Annotated in this window: 7 protein-coding genes; 1 reads left to right on the top strand and 6 read right to left on the bottom strand. The window is 66.6% G+C overall.

Annotation, left to right across the window (positions count from 1 at the left end; all coding sequences use genetic code 11):
* The first annotated feature begins 169 nt into the window (after positions 1-169).
* Positions 170-2,170 (top strand): PIG-L family deacetylase, encoded by a 2,001-nt coding sequence (locus tag OG230_RS21320; protein WP_328911478.1) that lies wholly within the window; start codon positions 170-172, stop codon positions 2,168-2,170.
* 110 nt (positions 2,171-2,280) lie between these two features.
* Here the strand turns inward: OG230_RS21320 and tuf are convergent, their stop codons facing one another.
* The 6 genes from tuf to rpoB all read right to left on the bottom strand — a co-directional run bounded on the left by tuf (position 2,281) and on the right by rpoB (position 14,587).
* Positions 2,281-3,474 carry an elongation factor Tu gene (gene tuf / locus OG230_RS21315; protein ID WP_328905319.1) on the bottom strand — a complete coding sequence of 398 codons (1,194 nt, stop codon included), beginning with the start codon at positions 3,472-3,474 and terminating at the stop codon, positions 2,281-2,283.
* 161 nt (positions 3,475-3,635) lie between these two features.
* Positions 3,636-5,765, bottom strand: a complete 2,130-nt coding sequence (gene fusA / locus OG230_RS21310; RefSeq protein WP_328905318.1) for an elongation factor G — start codon at positions 5,763-5,765, stop codon at positions 3,636-3,638.
* A gap of 38 nt (positions 5,766-5,803) precedes the next feature.
* A complete protein-coding gene (rpsG, locus tag OG230_RS21305) occupies positions 5,804-6,274 on the bottom strand; it encodes a 30S ribosomal protein S7 (RefSeq protein WP_014154599.1) in 471 nt (156 codons plus the stop codon).
* Between the two features lie 2 nt (positions 6,275-6,276).
* Positions 6,277-6,648 (bottom strand): 30S ribosomal protein S12, encoded by a 372-nt coding sequence (gene rpsL, locus OG230_RS21300; RefSeq protein ID WP_003948652.1) that lies wholly within the window; start codon positions 6,646-6,648, stop codon positions 6,277-6,279.
* Between the two features lie 459 nt (positions 6,649-7,107).
* Positions 7,108-11,007 (bottom strand): DNA-directed RNA polymerase subunit beta', encoded by a 3,900-nt coding sequence (locus tag OG230_RS21295; protein ID WP_328905317.1) that lies wholly within the window; start codon positions 11,005-11,007, stop codon positions 7,108-7,110.
* Between the two features lie 94 nt (positions 11,008-11,101).
* The gene (gene rpoB, locus OG230_RS21290; RefSeq protein WP_328905316.1) at positions 11,102-14,587 is read right to left on the bottom strand and encodes a DNA-directed RNA polymerase subunit beta; all 3,486 of its coding nucleotides are present in this window, start codon (positions 14,585-14,587) and stop codon (positions 11,102-11,104) included.
* Positions 14,588-14,928 lie beyond the last annotated feature (341 nt).

Here is a 14,928-nt window from a genome sequence, read left to right as displayed (position 1 = left end):
CTACTCCCTCGCGGGAACGGCCCGACCGGCCGTGACCTGCGTGGAAGCGGTGGTACGCAGTTCAGGGCACCCATACGCCCGCTGCGGGGGAAGCGGAACGCGAAGGGTGCGCGGCGTGACGGATCGACCTGCTCTGCCCACAGTCGGAGTGCGACGGCGGACGGCGGTGATGGCGGCCACCGGGCTGGTGGCGCTGACCGCCTGCTCCGTACCGGCCCCCCGGCGCCGTAACCCGATGCCGAATCCGGCTCCGGGCCTCCCCATCAGCGCCTCCGGGCGGGCCCGGCTGATGCAGGTACTCGCCCATCCGGACGACGATCTGTACTTCATGAACCCCGACGCCCGGCAGACCCTGGATTCCGGGACGCCCCTGGTCTGCGTCTACCTCACCGCGGGTGAGGCCGACGGCGTCAACAGGATCCCCGGTGCGCCGCGTCCGGCCCCGGACCGGTCCGCGTACTCCTCCTCCCGCCAGCAGGGACTCCGGCAGGCGTACGCGGCCCTGCTCGGCCTCGACCGGTTCACCCCCTGGCAGCGGTCCGTCGTGAACCTGCACGGCCGGCACCGGGCCGAGACGGACGTCCTGACCGACGGCGTCCGCCGGGTCGAGCTGATCTTCCTCAACACGGCGATGCACACCTCGCACGGCCGTCTCGGACTGCCGAGCCTCTGGCACGACCGGCACCGCGTCCTGCGCACCGTCGTCGCCGACAACTCCCCTCTGGGCAGGGCGGGTTCGTACACCTACGAGAGCCTCGTCGACGTACTCGCAGGACTGCTGGAGCAGTACCGGCCGACCGTCGTCCACACCCTGGACCCCGACCCGGACATCCAGCACAGCACCGAGGCGGCGCGCCGGCGCGACAGCGAGCAGCGCGGCTACTCCGACCACGCCGACCACACCGCGGCGGCCTGCTTCGCCTGGGCGGCCATGATCCGCTGGGCGGCCCGGACGACCCGGAGCGGCAGCACTGTGCCGGCCTTCGTGGCCACCTCTTTCCGCGGCTACTACAACCGCCACTGGCCCAAGAACCTCCCGCCCGCCGTGCTCGCCCGGAAGGCCGGCCATCTCGTCCCGTACGGCGGCTCCCCCGACTGGGAGTGCGGCAACCCGGCGGGCTGCGGGGACTACAACGTGGGCGGCGACCGTCCGCTGACCAACCGGAAGGGCTGGGTCCGCTCCACCCACCACCGCTACCCGGGAGCCAGGACCGTCCTCGCCTCCGAACCGGACGGGCGGCTCGTGGCGTACGGCGTGCTCGGCCTGCGGGCCGTCCGCCGGCGCGAGAGTGCTCCCGGCAGCGGGATCTGGGACCGCCCCGACGATCTCGGTGGCGGTCCGCTCGCCCCCGTACTCGGCTCGGCGGTCCTCGCCGACGGCAGGCAGCTGCTGTTCGGGCTGCGTTTCGCGGCGCTCGGCGGGCACGGCAGCGACAACGAGCGCGAGATCGTGCTGCTGGAGCAGCGCTCCCCCGGCGGCGGGTTCCTGCCCTGGCGGGGGCTCGGCAATCCGGCCCGGGGACGGGACCACGGTCGCCGGATCGGCGTCCCGGTCGCCCTCGCGGCCCCCGACGGGCGGGTCCACCTCTTCGTACGGAACGCCGAGGGCGGTGTCAGTACCCGGGTACGGGGCAGGTCGGGGCGGTGGAGCGGGTGGCGCGACACCGGCGGCGGGCAGGTCCAGGACGGCCTCGCCGCCGCGGTCGACGGAGCGGGACGGGTCCATGTCTTCGCGGCGGGCCATCACGCGGTGCACCACTGGACGCAGGACGCGCCGGGCGAGGCGCTGACCGCCCGCACCCAGCTCGACGGGGCGCCGGTGCCCGGTGTGGCGCCGGCCGCGCTCACGGCCGAGGACGGGTCCGTCGAGGTGTACTACCGCGCACAGGCGGAGCCCGGGCTGACGGCCGTGCGCCGGGGAGCCGTCGTGGAGCGGAGCGACTTCGACGGGTACGGGCCCGTCACCGCCGCCGCCTCCCCCCTCGGCCCGGTGCTGCTCGGCCGTACGGCGGGGGGCCTGGTCCAGCTCCGTACCGGCCGCGGACTCCACGTACGTGACCAGGGGCCCGCGGCCCTCGACGGGGCCGCGCTCCACCTCGGGGCCGACGGCAGACCGGCTGTCGTGGGCCTGGGGCCGGACGCGCTGCCCTGGATCTGGCGGCCCGCATAGGTCACGGCCCCGCCCGGGCATGCAGAAGGGCCCCGGTCCACCGCTTGCGCGGCGGGCCGGGGCCCTCCTTGGTGCTCTGTGCGGAGCTACCAGGTCAGACAGTCAGGTAATTACTTGACGATCTTGGTGACCTGGCCGGCGCCCACGGTCCGGCCACCCTCACGGATGGCGAACTTCAGGCCCTCTTCCATGGCGACGGGCTGGATCAGCGAGACGTTCATGAGGGTGTTGTCGCCCGGCATGACCATCTCGGTGCCCTCGGGAAGGGTCACAACGCCCGTTACGTCCGTGGTACGGAAGTAGAACTGCGGGCGGTAGTTGTTGAAGAACGGGGTGTGACGGCCACCCTCGTCCTTCGACAGGATGTAGGACTGCGCCTCGAACTCGGTGTGCGGCGTGACCGAACCCGGCTTGATGATGACCTGGCCGCGCTCGACGTCCTCGCGCTTGATGCCACGGAGGAGCAGACCGACGTTCTCACCGGCCTGGCCCTCGTCGAGCAGCTTGCGGAACATCTCGATACCGGTGACCGTGGTGGTGACCTTCTCGGTCTTGATACCGACGATGTCGACGGTCTCGTTGACCTTCAGGACACCACGCTCGATACGACCGGTGACGACGGTGCCACGACCGGTGATCGTGAAGACGTCCTCGATCGGCATGAGGAACGGCTTCTCGACGTCACGCTCGGGCTGCGGGATGGACTCGTCGACGGCCTTCATCAGGTCGAGGACGGTCTGGCCCCACTCCTTGTCACCCTCAAGAGCCTTGAGCGCCGAGACCTTGACGACCGGAAGGTCGTCGCCCGGGAACTCGTACTCGGAGAGGAGCTCACGAACCTCGAGCTCGACGAGCTCCAGGATCTCCTCGTCGTCCACCATGTCGGCCTTGTTCAGCGCGACGACGATGTAGGGGACGCCGACCTGGCGGGCCAGGAGCACGTGCTCCTTGGTCTGCGGCATCGGGCCGTCGGTGGCGGCAACCACGAGGATCGCGCCGTCCATCTGCGCGGCACCCGTGATCATGTTCTTGATGTAGTCAGCGTGACCCGGGCAGTCGACGTGCGCGTAGTGACGCGACTCCGTCTGGTACTCGACGTGCGCGATGGAGATGGTGATACCACGCTGGCGCTCTTCCGGCGCCTTGTCGATCTGGTCGAAGGCCGAGGCCTCGTTCAGGTCCGGGTACGCGTCGTGCAGCACCTTGGTAATGGCGGCCGTGAGGGTCGTCTTACCGTGGTCAATGTGACCGATGGTGCCGATGTTGACGTGCGGCTTAGTCCGCTCGAACTTTGCCTTCGCCACTGGGTCCTCCTGCGGAGTGGTTCTGTACGCCTTGCTTCATCGGCGCCAGGTGATCTTTGCTGGGATGCCGGGTCCCGGGGGCATTCGCCGCATCGCTCGCGCGTCGCGTCAAATGCCCCACCGGGCTCCGGTGATAAGCCTAAAGCGTCAACTCGGGAGAGTTACTCGCCCTTGGCCTTCGCGATGATCTCCTCGGCGACGTTCCGCGGAACCTCGGCGTAGGAGTCGAACTGCATCGAGTAGCTTGCGCGACCCGAGGTCTTGCTGCGGAGGTCTCCGACGTAGCCGAACATCTCCGAGAGGGGCACGAGGCCCTTCACGACGCGAGCGCCGCTGCGCTCCTCCATGGCCTGGATCTGGCCACGGCGGGAGTTGAGGTCGCCGATCACGTCACCCATGTAGTCCTCGGGCGTGGTGACCTCGACGGCCATCATCGGCTCGAGAAGCACGGGGGACGCCTTGCGAGCACCCTCCTTGAACGCCTGCGAACCGGCGATCTTGAAGGCGAGCTCGGAGGAGTCGACCTCGTGGTAACCACCGTCGAGAAGGGTGACGCGGACGCCGACCATCTCGTAACCGGCCAGGATGCCGAACTGCATGGCTTCCTGGGCACCCGCGTCCACCGAGGGAATGTACTCACGGGGGATGCGGCCACCGGTGACCTTGTTGACGAACTCGTAGGACGAGTCGCCACCCTCGATGGGCTCGAGGGCGATCTGCACCTTCGCGAACTGGCCGGTACCACCAGTCTGCTTCTTGTGCGTGTAGTCAATGCGCTCGACGGTCTTGCGGATCGTCTCGCGGTAAGCGACCTGCGGCTTGCCGACGTTCGCCTCGACGCGGAACTCGCGCCTCATGCGGTCGACGAGCACCTCGAGGTGAAGCTCGCCCATACCACCGATGATGGTCTGGCCGGTCTCCTCGTCGGAGTGCACCTGGAAGGAGGGGTCCTCCTCCGAGAGGCGCTGGATGGCGACACCCAGCTTCTCCTGGTCACCCTTGGACTTGGGCTCGATGGCGACCTGGATGACCGGGGCCGGGAAGTCCATGGACTCCAGGATGACCGGGCTCTTGTCGTCACACAGCGTCTCACCGGTGGTGGTCTGCTTCAGGCCCATGACGGCGACGATGTCACCGGCGCCCACCGAGGGGATCTCCTCACGCTTGTTCGCGTGCATACGGTAGATCTTCCCGATGCGCTCCTTCTTGCCCTTGACCGAGTTCAGCACCGCGGTGCCGGCCTCGAGGCGACCGGAGTAGATCCGGACGAAGGTGAGCTTGCCCAGGTGCGGGTCGCTCGCGATCTTGAACGCCAGGCCGGAGAACGGCTCGTCGTCCGACGGCTGACGCTTGACGACCTTCTCCGGGTCCTTGACGTCGTGGCCCTCAATGGCCTCGACGTCCAGGGGAGAAGGCAGGTAGCGGACGACCGCGTCGAGCAGGGGCTGGACGCCCTTGTTCTTGAACGCCGTGCCACAGAACACCGGGGTGACGGTGACGGAGTCGGCCGAACCCTTCGACGCGAGGGTGATACGGCGGATCGCCGCGTAGAGCTGGTCCACGGAAGGCTCGACGCCCTCCAGGTACAGCTCCATCATCTCGTCGTCGTTCTCGGAGACGGCCTCGAGCAGCTTGCCGCGCCACTCCTCGGCTGCCTCGACGTGGGTGTCCGGGATGTCGACAGTGTCGTACATCTCGCCCTTGGCGGCCTCTTCCGACCAGACAAAGGCCTTCATCGTCACGAGGTCGACGACGCCCTTGAAGTCGGCTTCGGCGCCGATGGGAAGCTGCATGACCAGCGGAACCGCACCGAGGCGGTCGATGATCATGTCGACGCAGCGGTGGAACTCCGCGCCGGTGCGGTCGAGCTTGTTGACGAAGCAGATACGCGGCACGCCGTAGCGGTCCGCCTGACGCCAGACAGTCTCCGACTGGGGCTCGACGCCCGCCACACCGTCGAACACGGTGACGGCACCGTCGAGGACGCGGAGCGAACGCTCCACCTCGACGGTGAAGTCGACGTGACCGGGGGTGTCAATGATGTTGATCGTGTGATCAACCTCATTGAGCGGCCAGTGACAGGTCGTCGCGGCAGACGTGATCGTGATGCCGCGCTCCTGCTCCTGCTCCATCCAGTCCATCGTGGCAGCGCCGTCGTGGACTTCACCGATCTTGTAGCTCACACCGGTGTAGAAGAGGATCCGCTCGGTGGTGGTCGTCTTGCCCGCGTCGATGTGGGCCATGATCCCAATGTTGCGGACCTTGGCCAGGTCAAGCGAAGTGGTGGCCATAAGGCTCAATCTTCTCTCGGTCTCGATGGGGTAAGCGACTACCAGCGGTAGTGCGCGAAGGCCTTGTTCGACTCGGCCATCTTGTGGGTGTCCTCGCGCTTCTTGACGGCAGCGCCAAGACCGTTGGAGGCGTCGAGCAGCTCGTTCATGAGCCGCTCGGTCATCGTCTTCTCGCGACGGGCGCGGGAGTAACCCACGATCCAGCGCAGCGAGAGGGTGGCGGCACGACCGGGCTTGACCTCGATCGGCACCTGGTAGGTGGCGCCACCGACACGGCGGGACTTGACCTCGAGCGAGGGCTTGACGTTCTCAAGCGCGCGCTTCAGCGTGATGACCGGGTCAGCGCCGGTCTTCTCGCGGAGGCCTTCCATGGCGCCGTACACGATCCGCTCGGCGGTGGAACGCTTGCCGTCGAGGAGGATCTTGTTGATCAGCGAGGTGACAAGAGGAGAGCTGTAGACCGGGTCGATGATGACCGGGCGCTTCGGGGCGGGGCCCTTACGAGGCATTCTTACTTCTCCTTCTTGGCGCCGTAGCGGCTTCGGGCCTGCTTGCGGTTCTTGACACCCTGGGTGTCGAGCGAGCCGCGGATGATCTTGTAGCGAACACCCGGCAGGTCCTTCACACGGCCACCACGCACGAGCACGATGGAGTGCTCCTGCAGGTTGTGTCCCTCACCCGGGATGTAGGCCGTGACCTCGATACCGGAGGTCAGACGCACACGCGCGACCTTACGGAGCGCCGAGTTCGGCTTCTTCGGGGTGGTCGTGAACACACGCGTGCAGACGCCACGACGCTGGGGCGAACCCTCGAGCGCGGGCGTCTTGTTCTTCTCGACCTTGTCCTGCCGGCCCTTCCGGACCAGCTGCTGGATCGTAGGCACTACTTCTCCGGTTTCTGTGTGCCGTTCGTTGAAACTAACCTGGAACATCTCCGACCCACGCGGTCGGGTGTGTCGAATACTGCAAGCTCCTGCCCGAGGGCAGGAAAAGCGCAGATTGCGGCGGCCACTTACGGACTCGCGATGCGGTTGAGGACACGCACCCGAGCCCAGGCACACCCCAGGCACAAGGCTTGAGCGTACCTACCTCACGGACTCCGGTCAAAACAAATGCTGTCCACCACAGCGCGCCGGGACCGGGCCGGTCCCGTACGAGCGGCACAGCACCACTCCCCCGCCCGGGTCGGCCCCGCACGGCGGACCGCACGGCCGCGACCTCGCAGAGCACCGGCAGAAGGCCGTCACGACGGCACGCCGCCGGACGCCGGCCCCGGAATACGCCGCAGGGCGGCCACCCCGTACGAAACGGGGTGACCGCCCTGCGGTCGTGGAACGACTCGCTTACTGGTTGTACGGACCGTAGTCGTAGTCCTCCAGCGGAACGGCCTGGCCGGAGCCCGTGCCGAACGGCGAGTAGTCGATGTCGTCGTAGCCGACGGCCGAGTACATAGCGGCCTTGGCTTCCTCGGTCGGCTCGACCCGGATGTTGCGGTAGCGGGAGAGACCCGTACCGGCCGGGATGAGCTTACCGATGATGACGTTCTCCTTGAGGCCGATCAGGGAGTCCGACTTGGCGTTGATCGCCGCGTCGGTCAGGACCCTGGTCGTCTCCTGGAAGGACGCCGCCGACAGCCACGACTCGGTGGCCAGCGACGCCTTGGTGATACCCATCAGCTGCGGACGGCCGGAGGCGGGGTGACCGCCCTCGGTGACCACACGACGGTTCTCGACCTCGAACTTCGAGCGCTCGACGAGCTCGCCCGGCAGCAGCTCCGCGTCGCCGGACTCGATGATCGTCACGCGGCGCAGCATCTGCCGGATGATGATCTCGATGTGCTTGTCGTGGATCGACACACCCTGCGAGTTGTAGACCTTCTGGACTTCGCCGACCAGGTGGACCTGGACCGCGCGCTGACCGAGGATCCGCAGCACGTCGTGCGGGTTGGTGGCACCGACGGTGAGCTTCTGGCCCACCGCGACCGGGTCGCCCTCGCCGACCAGGAGACGGGCACGCTTGGAGATCGGGAACGCCGTCTCCTCGCTGCCGTCGTCCGGGGTGACGACGAGCTTCTTGGTCTTCTCGGTCTCCTCGATCCGGACGCGGCCTGCCGCCTCCGAGATCGGGGCGACACCCTTGGGCGTACGGGCCTCGAAGAGCTCGACGACACGCGGCAGACCCTGCGTGATGTCGTCACCGGCCACACCACCGGTGTGGAAGGTACGCATCGTCAGCTGGGTACCGGGCTCACCGATGGACTGGGCGGCGATGATGCCGACCGCCTCACCGATGTCGACCAGCTTGCCGGTGGCGAGCGAGCGTCCGTAGCAGAAGGCACAGGTGCCGACCGCGGACTCACAGGTCAGGACCGAACGGGTCTTGACCTCCTCGACGCCGGCGCCCACCAGGGCGTCGATCAGGACGTCACCGAGGTCGACGTTGGCAGGCGCGATGACCTTGCCGTCGACGACGACGTCCTCGGCGAGCATGCGGGCGTAGACCGAGGTCTCGACGTCGTCCGTCTTGCGGAGCACGCCGTCGGCGCCCTTGACCGCGATCTTCAGCTTGAGGCCACGGTCGGTGCCGCAGTCCTCCTCGCGAATGATCACGTCCTGCGAGACGTCCACCAGACGACGGGTCAGGTAACCCGAGTCGGCGGTACGCAGGGCGGTGTCCGCCAGACCCTTACGGGCACCGTGCGTGGAGATGAAGTACTCCAGAACGGTGAGGCCCTCACGGAAGGACGCCTTGATGGGACGAGGAATCGTCTCGTTCTTGGCGTTGGACACCAGACCACGCATACCGGCGATCTGACGCATCTGCATCATGTTTCCTCGGGCACCCGAGTCAACCATCATGAAGATGGGGTTCGTCTTGGGGAAGTTCGCGTTCATCGCCTCGGCAACCTCGTTGGTCGCCTTGGTCCAGATCGCGATGAGCTCCTGCGTGCGCTCGTCCTTGGTGATCAGACCGCGCTCGTACTGCTTCTGGACCTTCTCGTCCTGGTCCTCGTAGCCCTTGACGATGGCCTTCTTGGCCTCGGGGACGACGATGTCCGAAACGGCGACGGTGACGCCGGAACGGGTGGCCCAGTGGAAGCCCGCCGCCTTCAGGTTGTCGAGCGTCGCCGCCACGATGACCTTGGGGTAGCGCTCGGCGAGGTCGTTGACGATCTCGGAGAGCTGCTTCTTGCCGACGGAGTAGTCGACGAACGGGTAGTCCTCGGGCAGCAGCTCGTTGAAGAGCGCGCGGCCCAGGCTCGTCCGCAGCCGGAAGGTGTCACCCGGCTGGTACTCGGGCTCGCCCTCTTCGGCGACCGGCGGCACCCAGCCACGCGGCGGGATGGTGCCCACCGGGAAGCGGATGTCGACGGGCGACTGCAGCGCCAGCTCGCCGGCGTCGAACGCCATGATCGCCTCGGCCGTGGAGCCGAACGCGCGGCCCTCGCCCTTGGTGTCACGGAGCTCGCCGTCGGTGGTCAGGAAGAACAGACCCAGCACCATGTCCTGCGTAGGCATGGTGACGGGACGACCGTCGGCCGGCTTCAGGATGTTGTTCGAGGACAGCATCAGGATGCGGGCCTCGGCCTGCGCCTCCGCGGAGAGCGGCAGGTGCACGGCCATCTGGTCACCGTCGAAGTCCGCGTTGAACGCGGTGCAGACGAGCGGGTGGATCTGGATGGCCTTGCCCTCGACGAGCTGCGGCTCGAACGCCTGGATGCCGAGGCGGTGCAGCGTCGGCGCACGGTTCAGGAGAACCGGGTGCTCGGCGATGACCTCTTCCAGCACGTCGTAGACGACCGTGCGGCCGCGCTCGACCATGCGCTTCGCGCTCTTGATGTTCTGCGCGTGGTTCAGGTCGACCAGGCGCTTCATCACGAACGGCTTGAAGAGCTCCAGCGCCATGGCCTTGGGCAGACCGCACTGGTGCAGCTTCAGCTGCGGGCCGACGACGATCACGGAACGCGCGGAGTAGTCCACACGCTTACCGAGAAGGTTCTGACGGAATCGACCCTGCTTGCCCTTGAGCATGTCGCTCAGGGACTTCAGGGGACGGTTACCGGGACCGGTGACCGGGCGACCGCGGCGGCCGTTGTCGAACAGCGCGTCGACGGCCTCCTGCAGCATCCGCTTCTCGTTGTTCACGATGATCTCGGGGGCACCGAGGTCAAGGAGACGCTTGAGGCGGTTGTTGCGGTTGATCACACGGCGGTACAGGTCGTTCAGGTCGGAGGTCGCGAAGCGGCCACCGTCCAGCTGCACCATCGGACGCAGGTCCGGCGGGATGACCGGCACGCAGTCGAGCACCATGCCCTTGGGCTTGTTGCTGGTCTGCAGGAACGCGGAGACGACCTTGAGGCGCTTGAGCGCACGGGTCTTCTTCTGGCCCTTGCCGGTACGGATGATCTCGCGGAGGCGCTCGGCCTCCTCGTCGAGGTCGAACGACTCGAGGCGCTTCTGCAGAGCAGCGGCACCCATGCAGCCGTCGAAGTACGTGCCGAAGCGGTCACGCAGCTCGCGGTAGAGCAGCTCGTCGCCCTCGAGGTCCTGGACCTTGAGGTTCTTGAAGCGGCTCCACACCTCGTCGAGGCGGTCGATCTCGCGCTGCGCACGGTCGCGCAGCTGCTTCATCTCACGCTCGGCACCTTCGCGCACCTTGCGGCGTACGTCGGCCTTGGCGCCCTCGGCCTCGAGCTCGGCCAGGTCGGTCTCGAGCTTCTTGGCGCGGTTCTCGAGGTCGGAGTCGCGACGGTTCTCGACCTGCTGACGCTCGACGGAGACGTGCGCCTCCAGCGAGGGCAGGTCACGCGTGCGGCGCTCCTCGTCCACGAACGTGATCATGTACGCGGCGAAGTAGATGACCTTCTCGAGGTCCTTCGGAGCGAGATCAAGCAGGTAGCCGAGACGCGACGGGACGCCCTTGAAGTACCAGATGTGGGTGACGGGAGCGGCAAGCTCGATGTGGCCCATCCGCTCACGACGCACCTTGGCGCGAGTGACCTCGACGCCGCAGCGCTCACAGATGATGCCCTTGAAGCGGACACGCTTGTACTTGCCGCAGTAGCACTCCCAGTCCCGGGTCGGACCGAAGATCTTCTCGCAGAAGAGTCCGTCCTTTTCGGGCTTGAGCGTGCGGTAGTTGATGGTCTCCGGCTTCTTCACTTCGCCGTGCGACCAGGTCCGGATGTCGTCCGCGGTGGCAAGGCCGATCCGCAGCTCGTCGAAGAAGTTGACGTCGAGCACTTGTCGTCAATCCCTCTTTCAGGGTCGAGTGTCAAACATGGTCTGAACGGTCCGGGGCGGCCGGGGCCTCACGAGGAGGCCCCGGCCAGGCCCGTCAGACCTCTTCGACGCTGCTCGGCTCGCGCCGGGACAGGTCGATACCGAGCTCTTCCGCAGCGCGGAAGACGTCCTCGTCCGTGTCGCGCATCTCGATGGACATGCCGTCCGAGGACAGCACCTCCACGTTGAGGCAGAGCGACTGCATTTCCTTGATGAGCACCTTGAAGGACTCGGGAATGCCGGGTTCGGGGATGTTCTCGCCCTTGACGATGGCCTCGTAGACCTTCACGCGGCCGGTCACGTCGTCGGACTTGATGGTCAGCAGTTCCTGGAGGGCGTAAGCAGCGCCATAAGCCTCGAGTGCCCACACCTCCATCTCACCGAATCGCTGTCCACCGAACTGAGCCTTACCACCCAGCGGCTGCTGGGTGATCATGGAGTACGGACCCGTCGAACGAGCGTGGAGCTTGTCGTCGACGAGGTGGTGCAGCTTGAGGATGTACATGTACCCGACCGAAACCGGGTCCGGGAACGGCTCGCCGGAGCGGCCGTCGAACAGGTTGGCCTTGCCCGAGGGCTGGACCAGCCGGTCACCGTCGCGGTTCGGGATCGTGGCCTGGAAGAGGCCGGTGATCTCGTCCTCACGGGCACCGTCGAAGACCGGGGTGGCGACGTTGGTGCCGGGGGCGACCTGGTCGGCGCCGATGGCCTGCAGGCGCTGGGCCCACTCGTCACCGAGGCCGGAGACGTCCCATCCGCGGCTGGCGAGCCAGCCGAGGTGGATCTCCAGGACCTGTCCCGGGTTCATTCGGGACGGGACACCCAGCGGGTTGAGGATGATGTCGACCGGGGTGCCGTCCTCCAGGAACGGCATGTCCTCGATCGGCAGGATCTTCGAGATGACGCCCTTGTTGCCGTGACGGCCGGCGAGCTTGTCACCATCGGTGATCTTGCGCTTCTGCGCGACGTAGACGCGAACCAGCTGGTTCACGCCCGGCGGCAGCTCGTCGCCCTCTTCGCGGTCGAAGACGCGGACGCCGATGATCTTGCCGATCTCGCCGTGCGGCACCTTCAGCGAGGTGTCGCGCACCTCGCGCGCCTTCTCACCGAAGATCGCGCGGAGCAGACGCTCCTCCGGCGTCAGCTCGGTCTCACCCTTGGGCGTGACCTTGCCGACGAGGATGTCACCGGCCGTGACCTCGGCACCGATACGGATGATGCCGCGCTCGTCGAGGTCCGCGAGGACCTCTTCGGAGACGTTCGGGATGTCCCGGGTGATCTCCTCCGGGCCGAGCTTGGTGTCACGGGCGTCGACCTCGTGCTCCTCGATGTGGATCGAGGAGAGGACGTCGTCCTGCACGAGGCGCTGCGACAGGATGATCGCGTCCTCGTAGTTGTGACCCTCCCACGGCATGAACGCCACGAGCAGGTTCTTGCCCAGGGCCATCTCACCGTTCTCGGTGGCCGGTCCGTCGGCGAGCACCTGCTCGGCGACGACCCGGTCGCCCTCGGAGACGACAACCTTCTGGTTGACCGAGGTGCCCTGGTTGGAGCGCATGAACTTGGCGATGCGGTACGTGGTGTACGTGCCGTCGTCGTTCGTGACCGTGATGTAGTCCGCGGAGACCTCCTGGACCACACCGTCCTTCTCGGCCTTGAGCACGTCACCGGCGTCGGTGGCGCAGCGGTACTCCATGCCGGTGCCGACGAGCGGCGCCTCGGACTTGATGAGCGGCACCGCCTGCCGCATCATGTTCGCGCCCATGAGGGCACGGTTGGCGTCGTCGTGCTCCAGGAAGGGGATCATCGCGGTGGCGACGGACACCATCTGGCGCGGCGAGACGTCCATGTAGTCGACGTCCGTGCCGGGCACGTAGTCGACCTCTCCGCCACGACGGCGGACCAGGACACGGGGCTCGGTGAAGCGCAGCTCGTCGGAGAGCGTCGCGTTCGCCTGGGCGATGACGTAACGGTCTTCCTCGTCGGCCGTGATGTAGTCGACCTCGTCGGTGACCTGACCGTCGACGACCTTGCGGTACGGCGTCTCGATGAAACCGAACGCGTTGACGCGTCCGTACGAGGCGAGCGAACCGATCAGACCGATGTTCGGGCCTTCAGGGGTCTCGATCGGGCACATGCGTCCGTAGTGGGACGGGTGCACGTCACGGACCTCGAAGCCGGCCCGCTCACGGGACAGACCACCCGGGCCAAGAGCCGACAGGCGGCGCTTGTGGGTGAGACCCGACAGCGGGTTGTTCTGGTCCATGAACTGCGACAGCTGGCTGGTGCCGAAGAACTCCTTGATGGAGGCGACGACCGGCCGGATGTTGATCAGGGTCTGCGGCGTGATCGCCTCGACGTCCTGGGTCGTCATGCGCTCACGCACGACGCGCTCCATACGAGCCAGACCCGTACGGACCTGGTTCTGGATGAGCTCGCCGACGTTACGCAGACGACGGTTGCCGAAGTGGTCGATGTCGTCGGTCTCGACGACGATCGTCCGGCCGGACTCGCCGACGGTCTCGAGCTCCCCGGCGTGCAGCTTCACCAGGTACTTGATGGTCGCGATGATGTCGTCGCTGGTGAGAACACCGGCGTCGAGCGGCTCATCCGCGCCGAGCTTCTTGTTCACCTTGTAGCGGCCGACCTTCGCGAGGTCGTAGCGCTTCGGGTTGAAGTAGAGGTTCTCGAGCAGCGTCTGAGCAGCCTCGCGCGTGGGCGGCTCGCCCGGGCGCAGCTTGCGGTAGATGTCGAGGAGCGCGTCGTCCTGGCCCTGGGTGTGGTCCTTCTCCAGGGTGGCGCGCATGGACTCGTACTCGCCGAACTCCTCGAGGATCTGCTCGGTGGTCCAACCGAGAGCCTTCAGGAGTACGGTCACGGACTGCTTGCGCTTGCGGTCGATGCGGACACCGACCATGTCGCGCTTGTCGATCTCCATCTCCAGCCAGGCACCCCGGGACGGGATGATCTTCGCGGAGAAGATGTCCTTGTCGGACGTCTTGTCGATCGAGGAGTCGAAGTAGACACCCGGCGAGCGGACCAGCTGCGACACGACGACACGCTCGGTGCCGTTGATGACGAAGGTGCCCTTGTTGGTCATGAGCGGGAAGTCGCCCATGAAGACCGTCTGGGACTTGATCTCGCCGGTCTCGTTGTTGGTGAACTCGGCCGTGACGAAGAGCGGCGCGGCGAACGTGAAGTCGCGCTCCTTGCACTCGTCGATCGAGTTCTTCGGGGGCTCGAAGCGGTGGTCGCGGAACGTAAGCGACATCGACCCGGAGAAGTCCTCGATCGGTGAAATCTCCTCGAAGATTTCCTCCAGGCCGGACTTGGTGGGGACGTCTTGTCCACTGTCCAGAGCAGCCTCGACGCGAGCCTTCCAGGCGGCATTGCCGAGGAGCCAGTCAAAGCTCTCGGTCTGCAGCGCGAGGAGGTTCGGAACCTCGAGGGGCTCCTTGATCTTTGCAAAAGAGATGCGCAGCGGGGCGGTGCTGGCGCCGTTGTTCGTATTCGCGGTCGAGGCGTTGCGCGAGGCGGCCAAGAGGGGGTCCTTCCGAGGGCTCGGACTCACTACGCGCGTACCGGTCCCAAGTTGGACACGGAGACAGAAATCCCAGGTCAGGGAGGATCGGCCAACGGTGCTCAAGATTGGGCATGCCCCTGGTGACGGGCAGGAGGCAGCTAACAGGCAGCGCAAAGGGTCAGTGTAGCCAAGTGCCACACTGATGTCCAGTCGGGGTTCTCAGAGACCCACGTTGCTCTCAACAGCTGTTCTCAACACCTATGCCTAGCCCTCGCGCGGGGTGCGCACTTCTTTACTGCCCTCTTCACTCTCGATCCATGCCTCGGATGCGGATCGATGTGACGACGCGTCCTGAGAAT

Source organism: Streptomyces sp. NBC_00234 (genome assembly GCF_036195325.1).
GTDB lineage: Bacteria > Actinomycetota > Actinomycetes > Streptomycetales > Streptomycetaceae > Streptomyces.
Note: the sequence above shows the minus strand (reverse complement) of the source record. Positions and strands in the feature narration are given on the sequence as shown.